Source organism: Paenibacillus sp. Z3-2, assembly GCF_054161325.1.
Genome location: NZ_CP096397.1, coordinates 839176 through 854112, shown reverse-complemented (window position 1 = coordinate 854112; position 14937 = coordinate 839176). Strand labels below are relative to the sequence as shown.

General features: G+C 47.0%; 13 protein-coding genes. 3 read left to right on the top strand and 10 right to left on the bottom strand.

Translation table 11 applies throughout. From position 1 onward, the window contains the following. Positions 1–57: 57 nt before the first annotated feature. Entirely contained in the window at positions 58–270 is a 213-nt protein-coding gene (locus tag M1D71_RS03685; protein ID WP_458125294.1) for a hypothetical protein, read from the top strand. A 168-nt stretch (positions 271–438) separates the two neighbouring features. Here the strand turns inward: M1D71_RS03685 and M1D71_RS03680 are convergent, their stop codons facing one another. The 3 genes from M1D71_RS03680 to M1D71_RS03670 form a co-directional block, all read right to left on the bottom strand. Continuing rightward, positions 439–1224, bottom strand: coding sequence for a DODA-type extradiol aromatic ring-opening family dioxygenase (locus M1D71_RS03680; RefSeq protein ID WP_458125293.1), 786 nt, complete (start codon positions 1222–1224; stop codon positions 439–441). Between the two features lie 102 nt (positions 1225–1326). Further along, positions 1327–2157, bottom strand: a complete 831-nt coding sequence (locus M1D71_RS03675; RefSeq protein WP_458125292.1) for an alpha/beta hydrolase — start codon at positions 2155–2157, stop codon at positions 1327–1329. A 252-nt stretch (positions 2158–2409) separates the two neighbouring features. Then, positions 2410–2643, bottom strand: coding sequence for a hypothetical protein (locus M1D71_RS03670; protein WP_458125291.1), 234 nt, complete (start codon positions 2641–2643; stop codon positions 2410–2412). Between the two features lie 411 nt (positions 2644–3054). Between M1D71_RS03670 and M1D71_RS03665 the strand changes: the two genes are divergently transcribed. Further along, the gene (locus M1D71_RS03665) at positions 3055–3867 is read left to right on the top strand and encodes a hypothetical protein (protein WP_458125290.1); all 813 of its coding nucleotides are present in this window, start codon (positions 3055–3057) and stop codon (positions 3865–3867) included. A 26-nt stretch (positions 3868–3893) separates the two neighbouring features. On the opposite strand, the gene M1D71_RS03660 is transcribed toward M1D71_RS03665, so the two are convergent. Beyond that, positions 3894–4799: an AraC family transcriptional regulator gene (locus tag M1D71_RS03660; protein WP_458125289.1), complete on the bottom strand. Its 906-nt coding sequence runs from the start codon at positions 4797–4799 to the stop codon at positions 3894–3896. Positions 4800–5252: 453 nt separating this feature from the next. After that, positions 5253–8432 (bottom strand): stalk domain-containing protein, encoded by a 3180-nt coding sequence (locus M1D71_RS03655; RefSeq protein WP_458125288.1) that lies wholly within the window; start codon positions 8430–8432, stop codon positions 5253–5255. Between the two features lie 316 nt (positions 8433–8748). Here M1D71_RS03655 and M1D71_RS03650 point away from each other — a divergent pair, with 316 nt between their 5' ends. After that, positions 8749–9717 carry a hypothetical protein gene (locus M1D71_RS03650; protein ID WP_458125287.1) on the top strand — a complete coding sequence of 323 codons (969 nt, stop codon included), beginning with the start codon at positions 8749–8751 and terminating at the stop codon, positions 9715–9717. A gap of 128 nt (positions 9718–9845) precedes the next feature. On the opposite strand, the gene M1D71_RS03645 is transcribed toward M1D71_RS03650, so the two are convergent. From M1D71_RS03645 to M1D71_RS03625, 5 genes are all read right to left on the bottom strand, one after another. Beyond that, positions 9846–10469, bottom strand: coding sequence for a GNAT family N-acetyltransferase (locus tag M1D71_RS03645; protein ID WP_458125286.1), 624 nt, complete (start codon positions 10467–10469; stop codon positions 9846–9848). After that, a complete protein-coding gene (gene ilvA / locus M1D71_RS03640) occupies positions 10469–11761 on the bottom strand; it encodes a threonine ammonia-lyase IlvA (protein ID WP_458125285.1) in 1293 nt (430 codons plus the stop codon). The genes M1D71_RS03645 and ilvA overlap by 1 nt, the downstream gene beginning before the upstream one ends. A gap of 63 nt (positions 11762–11824) precedes the next feature. Then, positions 11825–12715, bottom strand: a complete 891-nt coding sequence (locus tag M1D71_RS03635) for an alpha/beta fold hydrolase (RefSeq protein ID WP_458125284.1) — start codon at positions 12713–12715, stop codon at positions 11825–11827. A gap of 273 nt (positions 12716–12988) precedes the next feature. Further along, complete coding sequence (locus M1D71_RS03630; protein WP_458127150.1) at positions 12989–13594, bottom strand: alpha/beta hydrolase; 606 nt, start codon at positions 13592–13594, stop codon at positions 12989–12991. A 14-nt stretch (positions 13595–13608) separates the two neighbouring features. Next, entirely contained in the window at positions 13609–14559 is a 951-nt protein-coding gene (locus M1D71_RS03625) for a ring-cleaving dioxygenase (protein WP_458125283.1), read from the bottom strand. Positions 14560–14937: the final 378 nt, after the last annotated feature.

The following is a 14937-nucleotide window of genomic DNA, read 5'->3' as shown; positions in this document are numbered from 1 at the left end:
TCCATAGAAAATCGTATTATGATGAACGTAAAGTTGAATATCAAAGGAGTACACGATATGCCGACACAGCGACGTCTTGAGACTGATGCGGACTTTCAGGAAGCCATGAATATGAAGTATAAGGTTCGCGTTTTCAAAGATAATCACCAGATTGATTCCGGTGGCATCATTATCCGTTTTGACAGCAACACCGTAGTTATACAATCCAGTGTCAGTGAACTCGCTTATCACTCGCGTACCGACTGTGAATTGTTCGAAATCCGCAAATAAGGACCCATTGCATAAATAAGGCTTCGTATCGAAAAAAGGTTCCTGTAACCCATCAAGTGGGTACAGAAACCTTTTTTTGTTTATTTATTATAATCGTATACTTTAAAACACGTTATCCTTACACACATCTATCTTGTTAGCCATAATCAGGCTGTTGTCTGTTCCAAGTTACACGCCGTCTCCAAACTGCCAGCAGTTCAAACTGAGCGTTCCATAAGGGTAAGACTGGAATAGACGCTTCGCTGATCGGGACATATCCGCTGTGCCCATCGCGTAGAACAAAGGCGCAAGATGTTCAGTACCATACGATGGAACTGCCGTACGTGCATGAGGGGCTTTTTTCTCATATTGAAACAGCTCTCTCGTGTTCCACTGCTCCAAGCGCTCCCCGATCCAGTTATCAAATTCCACTGCCCACTCTTGCGGTTCATCATTATTGCCAAGCAATCGTAAATTGTGAACCGTTCCACCACTACCGATAATCAGGACATTATCATGACGTAGCTGTTCCAGCATACGGCCAATATCATACTGTTCCTGCGGCGTACGCAACGAATCGACCGATACGGCGATCACAGGGATATTAGCCTTGGGGTACATATGCAGCAGGGGTACCCATACGCCGTGGTCCAAGCCCCGGCCTCGAATTGGCTGATGCGCCAGATTGCTGCGAGTGAACAACGCACATATCTCGTTCGCCAGATCCGGCTGACCAGATGCTCCGTACTCCATGGTATACATCGTAGAGGGAAATCCGTAAAAATCATGCAGGGTCTGATGTGTATCATCCATCGTCACAGACGGTTCGGGACAATCCCAATGCGCCGTAAATACGACAATGGCTTTTGGAGCCGGCAGCCTGCCTCCAAGCTGGTTCAGAAAATGAGTGTAGTCATTGCTCTCCACCGCCAGAGCGGGAGAACCATGCGCAATGAAAAGTGCGGGTAATGTCATTGCTGCCAACCTCCAGACACGGATAGAATGCTTACTCTTCTATTTTACCCTTAAGAAGGCGCTTTTCCAAGCTGACATCCCCAAACAGTTGCAATCCTCCACTTATATCATCCAGTGCTGCCAATCCTGCTCGATCTTCTGGCGCTCGCCCAGCCACTCTCTGGTACGCGTAATCAGCTGTTCCCGCTCTTTCCCTGAAGAGAAGGTGTGATCGCCCTGGAAGATGATCTCCTTGTCGCAGCGGCCCTCCTGGCGCATCCAGAATACCTTTTGATACAGGAATGCGTAGTCTACAGGGATAATCTCATCTGACGTACCGTGCACGACGAGTACATCGCCGCTAAACTTGACTGCTTCCTGGAATGGCTGTTGTTCAGCGAGAGACTCGAAGAAGGTCGGTGTGAATTTGTATCCGAGATAATCAGCCGCACCCAATTTCACACCTTGATCGTATACTTCCCGCCCCGTAATCTTCACGATATCATTGAATGGATAACCTACGGAGGACCACATAACCAGGTTCTTGACACGTTTGTCACGCACAGCAGTTAGTAATGCAACAGCACCACCCAGACTATGACCAATTAGTGTGACACGAGTCGGATCCACATCACTGCAATTGACTGCGTAATCTAGCACCGAACGGGTCTGTAGCACCATGGACTCCAGTCCCTCCGCTCCATACTCACCACTGCTCTCTCCGCAACCGATATAGTCGAAACGCAGAACCAGATAACCGTCTTCAGCCAATTCACGGGCAGTCTTCACAAACAGACGATCCACGCCGATGCGGCTACCAACAAAGCCATGGCAAATGACCGCCAGAGGTACTCGTTGCTGGCTCTTCTCCTCCTTGATGTCTTTCACGACCGGATAATGAATCGTGGCTGTTAATTCTTCCTGTCCATGACGGATACTGATCTGACGTTCCATGCCGATTTCCCCTTTCCATTCGTTACTTGTCTATGTTCAAATTGTTAATTATATATAATCCGATAAGTTTAGTGTGTATTAAGATTGTATTCATATATTATCATTCCGTAACCTGCAAGTCAACGTAAGTAGGAATCCTTTATAAATCTATTGCTAGTCTACATTTTATCGGTTTATGAGCGCAAAAAAATGAGCCGAGCTGATTACAGCTGGCCCATATGTTTGGACTTTAACCTACTTGGTAAAGGGTCTCTATTCGTAGCTTCTACGGAACATCTCGTGAGTTTCCACCCGTCCATTCCATTCATGCTCATGACCGGATTCACTGTTATCCCAAAAGCTTCTTCCTTGCAGATTACCGTCGGTCAGTTCTTCTGAGTATTCGGTATCCTCCAAGTTCTCCTCCAGAGGCACAACCTCGTCCAGCACTCCACGGGAGTTGCTGTTTAGCAGCAGCTTACGCGTCAAATCTGTTTGTTTATCCATAACAAGCACACTCCAATCTCGGATTTCTGTTGGAAATGCTACTATTGTGATGGAATCGGCTGCTCTTTATGCATACTTCACACAATCGTTAGAACTGGAAGGCGTGAGGGTATTTTTTTACATGAACCGGGGAAAAACCATAAACAATGCAGGCAGCATATGCCTCGGAATCCTTCCGCCGAAAGGAATGAATTCATGGAACATCTACTGGAGTGGATTCAACATCACGGAAAACTGGTGCTGTTGTGCACCTGTGTCATCCTGGCCTGTGTGTGGATATGGGCTCACCATGAACAGCTTTTTTATAAGGAATGACTTTGCGAAACGAGAGCCCTTCCCGTATACTAAAATACCGTCAGGGTCTTCGGACTTTTGGAAGATCAGAACGTGTGTAGACAGGGGGAGCAGTCATTGGGGATTTCCTATAAGAAACTTAAAGAAATACAGAATCGGCAAATTACCGAGATGAGTCGGATGACACCTGAAAATGTGAAACTGTATGACCAGATCAGCACGATTGCGCGCCATGCGCCAGCAGACGAGAGAGTACAGGAAGAGTGGATTCTCTCTGCAGGAAGAGCGATCGTACAGGCTCAGAAGGATAACAAGCCCGCTCGTGAGCTATATGGAGCTGATCTGGAGCAAGATATCCATACACAGCTCGGGTTAACAGGTACAGCACCCGAGGAGACGGCTGTCGTTGAGATGGGTAAACCGGGTCCATCCCGTAGTACAAGCCCATCAGCTTCAGCGAATAAGAAAGCCAACGTTGCAGAACCGCAACCAACTGAGAATCCAGCACCAGTGAAACGGACACCGAAATGGTATGCCATGATCGCGTGGGCAGCGTTGTCTTTTGTCATGCTAATCCAAGGCGGCGTTGGACTGTTCGTAGGCTGGACTGGCGGAGATACCGAACCTTTCCAACATATTAGCCTATTCTCACTGATCGTTGCCGCTATAGGCGGGATTGCTCTGGTTGTGATGCTTCGTCGGCTTGCAGAGCGACCGGATGATGAAGGAGCGGACAAGAACACCGTACCTAAGGTTAACCTTAAGGGAATCATCATCTATATCGTCATCGTGGTACTTGTGCTGTTTGTAGGGTATCCACTGCGTGATAAACTTCCGGTATTTGCGCTGGCTCCATGGGTGAGCACTCTAATCGGAGTTGTGGGACTTGCAACGTTACGTCCGTTCTTTGGAGAGAAGAAAAAAGCATAACATGGTATATGATCGATTAAGGGGCTTCACGAATTCGTGAGGTCTTTTTCCATTTGGAGCTGATTGCGATGCTTGATTCCTTGGCCTGGCGTCTCTCCAAACTCTCGCTTGTACATCCGAATGAAATAGTTCACTTCCATGCCTACGGTCTCTGCCGCCTCCCGTACACTTGCTCGTGGATGCTTGTTCAGCCAGTCCGAAGCCTTCTGCAAACGCAATCGCTGCATATACTGATGTCCTGTCACACCATAATGCTGGTGAAATAATCGGTTGAGATGCTGCACCGAATAACCCACTGCGTCAGCAACATGTTTCAATAACAGGTCGTCCTGGTAGTGCGTATGCATCAATGCTACTGCTCGGATGAGCGCCTCCTTGCCCGGATCGGACTCCTGATTAGAACGTGTTACAGCCACGTCCTCGGCCATAGATGATCCAACACCTACGATACCAACGTCAGAGGTGATCTTGGATTGTGCTATATCCAAAATAAGCTGGTAGATGAGGGCTGATGTGTTCCACATCTCCGTTGCTCCTTGATTCAGTGCGTGCCATAGATCTGTCATGCGTGACCAGATGATTTCAAAATCGGAGATGTGACAAGGCTCGATCTGAAGCAAACCAGCGGATTGAAGTACCGATCCCGCCGATGCACCGCCAATACCGATATAACCCAGTTCACCACTTGTTTTGGCATGTGGCACATACTCATGCGCAACCCCAGGTTCCATAACGAACAACTGTCCGGCTCCCATAGTCCATGCTCCTTTTCCAGGTAGCCTGAACTGCCCTTCGATGCCGCGTGACAAAAACAGCTGATACACCGGAAACCCATCCGGTCTGTGCCGTACTTTCTCTTCCTGCGTGCCCACACAATACAGGTATAGCGGCAACCGGGAATCCGGCAGGCCCGTCAAACGAAATGCAAGCATTCCATCATTCCTTTCGCCTCATAGGCTTCTACATAAAGTGAACTAAAGATATTTACACTATCCACTCCGTTTCGTGTAAATGTTTAGTTCGATCTATATAGCCATTTTCCCTTTATTATCCATTATTTTTTCCCGATGTAACAATGGTCTAAGGAACCTTTTTGGCGACAAGATTTTCAAAATGGAAATAAAAAAACTCCCCTTCTCTTTTAGAAAGGGAGTCAGCATTGTTACTTTCACTGAATGATATATTGTTCTTCTTGTAATGGCCGTTCCGGTCACGGATCGTTCCTTCGATCGCTGTTGTCTCCAAAATTTCTTGATTACCCTCTAGAAGGTAGAAATTCGGAGACAAAGGCGACCGCTGCCGCTTCTTCAGAATCGATTCCGTGCCCTTCACTACCTCTGGTCAGTTTCCAAAAAATTTATGCATCCAAACGTTAAACTTTGTTTTTATGGGGTATCTCCAGCAGATGCTTGTGTACCAGTACCATTGGAAGCACTTACTCCGCTATCCGTATTGGATGTTTGTGTATTGTCGCTTCCTTGGCCAGTTCCAGAAGAAGCTAGCGTGATAGGGAAATTAAATATTTCTGACCTGTTGTTTGTATATTTTACAGGATCATTAACTACGGATACTACCCTGATTTTATAATCTCCTGAACCGAGAACAACTCCATCTGAATCCGTTGAAGTACTGGTAATGTCAATGGATGCTGTTGAAGGATTGTTAGGACCACTAATTACATTCCCTATTGGGCTGCCCAGACCGTTATCGATTGTACTGCTCGATTTCTTAACAATATATATATCATAGCGTGCAATTCCAGTTTCGTCTTTAGGTTTAGTGAAACTAACATTGATTGCAGATGCACTTGCAGATGCTGTCACATCTTTTACACTCTCAACAGGCGTTGATGCCTGTTTCTTGGCATTAATTGTGAAAACAGGCGACGTAGTTATACTTGAATCCCGTTTACCATCAGATGATTCGGATAAAATAACAAACTTGTATGCTCCAGCTTTGATCTCGTCACCATTGCTATCGGATAAAGAAATGGGAAGCTCTGTTACTATACTTGTAGAAACATCTAGTGAATTGCTGGATTTCGCAGTTTTTTTAGCCGCATTTAGATCGAAAGTTGTAGATGCAGGTACTACCATTAACACATAGCGTCCAATGGCTTGCTCAGGAATTGGTTTTGTATATGTCACTTTTACATCGGTAGCATTACCTGCAGCTTGCTCTTCTTTCTTAACTTCAACGTTAGTGATTTTAACTGCCCCAACTGCACTAGTTACAGACAATTTAACATCTGCATAGGCCGTTGACAGCACATTGGATGAATTACCGGTATTACTTACCGCAAGTACAAATATGCGATAGTTCTCATCATTGCGAATATTTGTACCATCTGTTGTCTTTGTACCATCTAAAGTCAGGGTGTAATTTCCGCTTCCTCCAGCTTTATTTACCACTTTAAAATTGGAGTTCCGATTAGCTTCCGCCAAATTAAATCCACCCAAGTTGGATGTTTTAACTACAAATACACGGTAATGATACACGTTCGTCTCATTCGACGATCGATTAAATGTCACTCGCAGATCACGTCCATCTCCGTTATCCGCGATGTCCGTTGCAGTCACAGTGGTCGGAGCGGTAACAGCCGTGTTCGCAGTCAGTGTGATCTGAGAAGAATATGAAGACAACGCATTTTGACTTGAGTTCCCGCTATTGCTTACTGACATAACGAATACACGATAAGAAACACCATTGGTGATCCGATTCCCGCTTGTATCATACGCATTACTAGGAAGCGTAACGGACAGGTTACCGCCCGTTTTGTTCACTTGCGTGTAGTTGTTCGATGCATTTGCTGCGCTCAGCGTAAAGTTGCCCACATTACCGGAGCGTACAACGTATACTCGATATCCAGAGATTCTGGATTCGTCGGCTACTTTGTTGAAAGAAACCCGCAGATCGCGCCCATCACCGTAGTCGCTGATATCTGCAACAGCCAGGTTGCTAATGACTCCCGCATTACCGTTCGTTGTCAGTCTCAGCACTGTGGAGGAAGCTGACAGCGCATTGGTATATCCATTCTGCTGGTTGCCCACCGCCATCACGAAGATGCGATAATCTTGCAGATTCGTTACGTTATAACCACTCGTGTCTTTCATGGATGAAGGCAATGTTGTTGTAATGTTGTTGCCTGTTTTGTTCACCGTATAGTACAGACTGGAGGACAGGTTACTTGCCGTCGTCAAGTTAAAGCTGCTGGCAACCGAGTTGCGCACCACGAAGACCCGGTAGTTCGCCACCTTGGACTCATCCGATGAACGGTTGAAGCTCACCTGAATATCACGGCCATCTCCATAATCCGAGTTATCTCTCACTTGAGTAATCACTGGAGACGTTGCTGTGTTCACCGACAGCGTAAGTGAAGATGATGCTGCGGACAGCTTGCTGTCTGTTGTAGTATTTGTGCTTACCGACAGGATGTAAACGACATACGCTGTACCGCTTTTAATCAATTCGCCGGACGTATCCCGTGTCGAAGAAGTCAGCTTGCTTTTGACTGCAGAAGTGTTGCCTTTGTATATGATCGTGGAGTTCGCACTGGACACTTTGTTCGCTGCAGCCAGATTGAACGCGGAAGAGTCCTTCGCTTTAACAACAAATGCACGATAATACGTAATGTTCGATGTCGTGCTCGGCTGGGTGAAATTAATCTCCAGATCGCGTCCATCGCCATAGTCGCTAACATCTGCAGCACGCAGGCTTGTAACCGCCTGTACTGTGGATTTCACATTATTGAGCTTCAATGCTTGGGAAGACCAGTTCAATGCATTTTTATAGTTATTGCTGCTGTTTCCAACAGTCAGTACATACAAGCGATACGTTTCATTGCTATTGAGCAAATCCCCGTTCACGTCACGTGTCTGTGCATTGAGCGTCAGTTTCGGGTTGCTGCCATTCGGTGTAACCGATGTATAGTTCGCAGAAGGTACGGCAGACGCTGCCGACTCCGTAAAGCTATTCACATCGCGAGTTTTCACCAGCATAATCCGGTAAGCAGATACAGCCTTCTCTGAAGTTGGACGTGTGAAGCTCACGGTCAGGTCACGACCATCTCCATTACTTCCGGATACCGAACCGTAGATGTTCCATGCAGCATATTGTGTCTCATCCACTGGAGGCGTTGCCGTTGTCTTGATATCTACACGCTGATTGCGCGAGTTCCAGAACACTTTCTCTCCAAAAGCTTCACTGACAAAACGAATTGGAACCATCGTGTTGCCCTTAATCGTGTTCGCAGGTACATCCAGCGAGATCGCTTCCCCGTTGATGTATGCCGTTTTGGAACCAAGTTTCAAAGTAACTTCCTGATCATCGCGAGTTGCAACAATCGTTTTGGTTCTGTTGGTGTACGATACCTTCGCGTCCAATCCTTCAAAAATCGACCGAAGTGGAACCAGTACACGTCCACCTTTCATGACAGGTGCCTGAGCAGATGATAACTCTGCATCATTAATATATATACTGATTCTCGCGGCTGCATCCATAACCGACGTTGGAAGTGCGGACATCAGCATGGCCGATACAGCCAGAGCTGACATTACCTTCTTCACTTGTTTTCCTCCCGCTTTCCTCATATCCCATATCCCCATTCTCGCAATTAGTTAACATCGAAATAGATTCGCTGTTCATTTCATTAATTCCTGTATTTTCCTATGCACAACTAAGACGTTCCGATCAGCTCAAAAGTTTCCAGTTGTACAAAAAATATTTTCGCAGAAACATTCCTCTATCTTCCACCCTCCAAAAGTTAAAAATAACAGAAGAATTTGTCACCATTCCGCAACCACATCCTGTCCCAATTGGGTTAATGTAAAGTAACTAGTGAACAACGCCTATCATTTTCTCAACTACGGGAGGTTCATATCTATGACATCATCGTTCCAATCTGCCAAATGTAAAGGCATGCGCACCTTCATTACAGCTACCGCTATCGTCTTGCTGCTCCATACGGCTGTCGCTCCATTATCCGGAGTCGCTGCTGCCGCTTCTTCCAGTACAGATACCAAAGTCACAACTGCCAGTTCAACAAACATATATAAAACATTTCAGTCCATGCTCTACAAAAAGAACGGCTTGCCTGCCGCAGATACCTATCTCGAATCTCATATCAATCAAGTCACCACTCATCATGCAACCCTGATGGTCTTACAACTGGAGAATGCTCGCAATATGGCGCTGACAGCCATGACGGACCGCTTACTTGTACCTAATGTTCAGGACAAGATGATCAAGGCCTACAAGTGGAATGACAGCTTCACCCAACTCATGTCTCGCACCAAAGACACCAGTCTGCGTGCACTACTTCAGCAGGCACGGGATAGCGGCTATCGCCTGGTCATGCTGGAAGGTTCCCTTTATCCAATCATGAACTATATGTCTTTTCAGAAATATATCTCGTACGTAAAGCCGGACATCAAACAATACATTAATATCATGGCGGTCGAAACCAGTAACCTTGCCGCCGACGATGGTGCACTGGTTATTGGCTATCAGGAAATACTCAATCGCGCTTTGAATCAGGAACGATTCCTGAATGAATATCCCAAGTCCAATCGGGTACAACAGGTGAAAAACCTGATGAATAACTATACCTTGTATACGTTTTATGGCCTGAACAACACACCTCTATTTGACTATGAAACGAACAAAATGACTGCTAATGCCCAGAAAGGTTACAAAGCTGTCTTACAACGTAACTCATCCGAAGAAAGTGCCTTGCTGACCAAGCTCGAAAAGTTCATGGACATCGTAACCGAAGCCCAATTCGAGAAAACGGCTGCTGTCGAGAAATGGCTAGATCAGAATGTACCGGTTAGCAACTATGCGAATTATTGAGTTAATCCGTTCCCAGGGTTAAATCAGGGCCAAAATACAGCTAAGTTCCAAACAGATAACCACGACAAAAACCGCCACAGGATTCGCTCCTTGTGGCGGTTTCTTCTTGCTTCTATCGTCAAAACTGCTTAACACTTCAGCGCTCCGCACGATTGAATCGGTTTGACCATATGATTATACTCATGTCCCGCGATGACAATCACATCGTCTTTGACATATCCCTGCCGTTCGTACAGCATTAGCGCACGGCCGTTGTCCCGTTCTACAATCAGGGATACCTGCGAGTGACCCAGGTCTCTGCCCTGCTGCTCAAAAGCAGCCATCAGTGCCCTGCCGATACCCTGCCCCTGATAAGCTTCACTTACCGAGAGAGTATCCAGATAATACTCCCCCGGACGGGTTTCTTTGACCAAGGCATACTTCTCTTCCCGACTTCGTCCAGTTCGATTCAGAATCGGCTGATCCAGACGATCTGCTTCACCGCCATCATAGGCTACCAAAATCCCCGCAATCAGCCCATCCTGCTCCATCACTGTCACATGACGATAGCTAATCCGATTGTCTTCCTGCACATAGAACTCCTGCAAAATTTGCATCGCCTTCTCATGATCCGCCTCACCCGCAAGCGCGTATGCAATGTCCCCTATCGCCTGATACAACAATGGAATGACCTGATCTGCATCTTCTATGCACGCAGGTCTGATCCGAGGAGATGTTTCGTGGTGATCTGATTGCATTTTGGAATCATTCATCAGATTAACATGTTGAACAGATTAAGATTTTTGTTCAGCTCGGTATAGGCGATACCTTTGCGGTTCATGCGTTCAATGAGCGGGTGGTAATCTTCCTTGTACATCAGCTCGATGCCCACCAAGGCAGGGCCATTTTCCTTATCATGCTTTTTCGTATATTCAAAGCGGGTAATATCATCATTCTTTCCTAGAACTTCCTCCAGGAATTCACGTAAAGCTCCTGCACGCTGCGGGAAATTAACCATGAAATAATACTTCAGACCTTCATAGATGAGGGAACGTTCCTTGATCTCCTGCATCCGGTCAATATCGTTGTTTCCGCCGCTAATAACGCAGACCACCGTTTTGCCCACAATTTGCTCACGATATTGCTCAAGCGCCGCAACAGCCAAGGAACCGGCAGGCTCGACTACAATTGCATTTTCATTATATAGCTCCAGAATGGTCGTGCAGGCTTTGCCTTCTGGTACTTTCACAATATCATCCAGTGCACTGCTGCAGATCTCAAAGGTCAGATCACCAACCCGTTTCACCGCGGCACCATCCACGAATTTATCAATATCATCCAACGTAACCACCTGTTTGCGGAACATCGCCTCACTCATGGAAGCTGCCCCAAGTGGCTCCACACCAATGATGCGCGTCTCCGGACTCACGGTCTTCATGTAGGTTCCCACGCCGGCTGCCAGCCCTCCGCCCCCAATCGTCACGAACACATAGTCGGCATTCTCTTCGAGACTTTCCATGATTTCCATCGCTACCGTACCATTACCTGCAATAATTTTTGGTTGATCAAAAGGATGGATGAACGTCATACCCTGTTCGTCACATACACGCATCGCTTCTGCGTATGCATCGTCATAGGTATCCCCGATCAGCACCACTTCAACGTTGTTTCCGCCAAAGCGACGTACCTGCTTCACCTTTTGATTCGGCGTTGTACTCGGCATGAAGATTTTGCCGTTAATTCCGAGCGCATTACAGCTAAAAGCAACACCTTGAGCATGGTTGCCTGCACTCGCACAGACAATACCTTTCTCCATCTCGGCTGGTGTCAGACTGCGAATCATATTATAGGCGCCCCGAATTTTGAACGAGCGCACCACTTGAAGGTCTTCCCTTTTCAGATACACATTACAGTTATATTTGGCCGACAATACAGCATCCCGCTGCAACGGCGTTCTAACAATGACCTCACGCAGCACATGATGTGCGCGCACGATATCTTCCATGCCAACACTGGCACGACCGGGACTTGTGGTTCCCGTTGGTTCTTGTTCAACTGGTTTCATGTTGTCTCCACACTCCGCTTTTATGGTCTAGCAATGTCGCGCACTGCTTTTCTTTGTATTGTATCACTTTTGTTCTGTTCTTGCGCCTGAGCTCTTATCATTTATCATTCGTAAAATTTCGTCAATAATGACCTGTGGGTCTGTATATATAACCATATGACCGGACTGATCGGCTGTAATCCATCTCGCATTGGACAGCTGGCTCACTGTATGGCGATGCGCCGTGATGAGGGCCGGTCTGATTTTCCCCTCTCCCTTGCCCGGTTTCGTGCCCGAGATCACGCTGACTTCCAGATCACCCAGAGCCGGAGGATGTTCCAGCAACGCTGCCATGTCATTCAGAAATGTTTTGCTTTCCGCAAGCATCGTGCTGGCTGCCTGTACAGTGAAATCCTCCTTGAGGTGATCCGCAGCCACATCGTCAGGCTGAACACGTCCAGCCTTGCTGCCGAGCAACCGGTATAAGCCCGTTCGCGCCATGATTGGAATGAGGAAACCATTAATGGCAAAACTCTTTTTGGCCGTGTTCGAAAAATACAATTCACAATGCTCGTCTGATGGATCCACCAGAATAATGCCTCGTAATCGAGACCGATGTACAGCCGCAGCAGCCCGTACGATCGGACCTCCCCAGCTATGTCCAACCAGAATGAATGGACCCGAACCAAGAGCCGTCAGCAGATCCCCAAGATCCCCTGCAATGCGTTCAAGGCTGCGGGGAGCCGAGTCGACATCACTTCGTCCCGCCCCTGCCCTGTCATACACGACTGTGCGTACATGCTCAGCAATGGCTGGTGCAACCAGTCCCCAGTTAGATCTGGAGGCGCCCATACCGGACTCAAACACCACCGTCAGATCGCCTGTTCCCCTGGACATATAATGTAGTTTGCGACCATCGCGGGTCTGAACAAACGCACTTGAACCAAACGTATGTGAAGTAGGGTTAGGATTCATGTTCCCCTCCTGATTACATGCATAGTCATCTTTCACCGAATCTAATTGAAAATGATTATCAATTACTTCATTATAGAATAATCCATGCCTTACGACAACCATGTTGCTCAGCAAGTTACAGCCGTCCTGTCGCTACTATCACGTTTCAAGGATCTTTCCCCTCTCCACCGTTCTGCTAAGCCTCCTTTTTCCTTGTGAAAAAGAAAACCCGATCCATGATCGGATCGGGTAACTGTACCAGCCGCATAGTGGCTGGAGCTCACATAAACATTCTTACACCTGTGTCTTGAACCAAGCTGCCGCGGCTTCTGCCTCGGTACGAGTCAACTGATGACCCTGACGCTCCCAGTACATGTTTACCTCTGCACCTGCACCGCTGAGCAGCGAAGCAAGTTCCTCGGTTTCACGTCTTGGTACAATCGGATCGTTCTCGCCCGCACCAATGAACACAGGCAGACCTTTCATGTCCGGCAATTCCAGTCCGCGCAGCGGTACCATCGGATGATGCAAGATTGCACCTTTGAATACATCCGCTTGATGGAAAATCAGGCTTGCCGCAATGTTGGCACCGTTAGAGTAACCCAGTGCATACACGTTGGATCGATCGAAGCCATATTCCACCACAGCTGCATCTACAAAAGATCCCAGCTCAGCCGTACGAGCAATCAGATCCTCTTCATCAAAAACACCTTCGGCCAAACGGCGGAAGAAACGGGGCATCCCGTTCTCCGATACGTTCCCCCGCACCCCAAGTATGCCAGCTCCCGGTGCGATCATTTCTGCCAGACCAACCAGATCAGTCTCGGTTCCACCTGTGCCATGAAGCAACAGGATTGTTGGCGCATCCGGCTGAGCACCTGCTTTATAGATATGTTTCATTGTATTGGTTGTGGTCATGATTTGGACTCTCCTTTCCATTCACGTACTTCAATTCGTGGCAACAATTGTTCGATCTGTTCGCGCTGTGGTTCATACCATTCAGGCAGCATCAGTTTCTGGCCCATGCTCTCTTTTGGTTCATCCCGTGCAAATCCCGGAGGATCCGTCGCCAGCTCGAACAGTATACCTCCCGGCTCCCGGAAATACACAGCGTTGAAGTATTGACGGTCAATGACCGGCGTTGGATGATATCCCGATTGTTCAAGATCCTGCTGAATTTGTTCATGCTCCGCGTAATCTTTCGCACGCCATGCGATATGGTGGACCGTTCCGGCTCCGCCAATCCCGCGTTGGATGCCTGTAGACTGAATATCGATGATCTGACCAATATCGCCGCTTGCCTGAAGACGAAAAAGTCCGTTCTCTTCACCGACCTGCTCCAGACCCAGTTTGCTCACCAAGACGTCCATGGTTTTCTCAGGGACGTGACTGAACAATACGGCACCGCCAAATCCTTTGATGGCATGCTCGGGTGTCACACCGTTGAAAGTCCAGCTGCTTGGCTGACCACCTTCGCGCTCAACCAGTTCAAGCAGCAGACCGCCTTTGTCGAAGAAACGAATGTACTGCTCACCGAATCTGGTTTTATTTTCATATGGAATATCGAAGGAAGCAAGACGTTCTTTCCAGAAAGGCAGGCTTCCTACAGGAACCGCATATACGGTAACTCCAGTCTGACCGGAACCAATGACACCTCTTCTTGAATTTTGCTGTGGGAAAAAGGTAATGATTGTGCCCGGTGCACCCTGCTCATTCCCGTAATACAAGTGATACACGTCTGGTGCATCAAAGTTAATTGTTTTTTTCACCAGTCTGAGCGCCAATACACCTGCATAAAAATCAACGTTTTTCTGTGCATCGTCTACAAAAGCTGTAATGTGATGAATTCCTGAAGTTCTGAACATAATCTCCACTCCCTTGGTTTATTTACACAGACACTACGATGACAGAATAACCTTCCAATCGCTGTTATCCCCAGATTTTTTTGATTTCTTTTCCTAAGGGAAAATCCGGGGATAAAGGCGACCGCTTCGCTTTTTCAGGTTTTTTCTGTCCTCTTCGTACGTTTAAGTTCGACTTATTTCGCTTCTTTTATTTATTGCTTTTCTTATTTATCTTTAAATTAAGATTCTTTAAATTTATATTAGTCCATTAAACCACAATATGCAAGCTTTTATTTTAAAATTAAGATTTAAATAAAAAAAGAAAACAGGCCCCGATTACATCGGGAACCTGCTTAGCGTTAGAACGATTACGTTGATTCTTGTATTACATTTGTCTCA

Excerpts from the sequence above, each read along its gene's own strand:
- M1D71_RS03685 (WP_458125294.1), top strand. The coding sequence starts at position 58 with ATGCCGACACAGCGACGTCTTGAGACTGATGCGGACTTTCAGGAAGCC.
- M1D71_RS03680 (WP_458125293.1), bottom strand. The coding sequence starts at position 1,224 with ATGACATTACCCGCACTTTTCATTGCGCATGGTTCTCCCGCTCTGGCG.
- M1D71_RS03675 (WP_458125292.1), bottom strand. The coding sequence starts at position 2,157 with ATGGAACGTCAGATCAGTATCCGTCATGGACAGGAAGAATTAACAGCC.
- M1D71_RS03670 (WP_458125291.1), bottom strand. The coding sequence starts at position 2,643 with ATGGATAAACAAACAGATTTGACGCGTAAGCTGCTGCTAAACAGCAAC.
- M1D71_RS03660 (WP_458125289.1), bottom strand. The coding sequence starts at position 4,799 with ATGCTTGCATTTCGTTTGACGGGCCTGCCGGATTCCCGGTTGCCGCTA.
- M1D71_RS03650 (WP_458125287.1), top strand. The coding sequence starts at position 8,749 with ATGACATCATCGTTCCAATCTGCCAAATGTAAAGGCATGCGCACCTTC.
- M1D71_RS03645 (WP_458125286.1), bottom strand. The coding sequence starts at position 10,469 with ATGAATGATTCCAAAATGCAATCAGATCACCACGAAACATCTCCTCGG.
- ilvA (WP_458125285.1), bottom strand. The coding sequence starts at position 11,761 with ATGAAACCAGTTGAACAAGAACCAACGGGAACCACAAGTCCCGGTCGT.
- M1D71_RS03635 (WP_458125284.1), bottom strand. The coding sequence starts at position 12,715 with ATGAATCCTAACCCTACTTCACATACGTTTGGTTCAAGTGCGTTTGTT.
- M1D71_RS03630 (WP_458127150.1), bottom strand. The coding sequence starts at position 13,594 with ATGAAACATATCTATAAAGCAGGTGCTCAGCCGGATGCGCCAACAATC.
- M1D71_RS03625 (WP_458125283.1), bottom strand. The coding sequence starts at position 14,559 with ATGTTCAGAACTTCAGGAATTCATCACATTACAGCTTTTGTAGACGAT.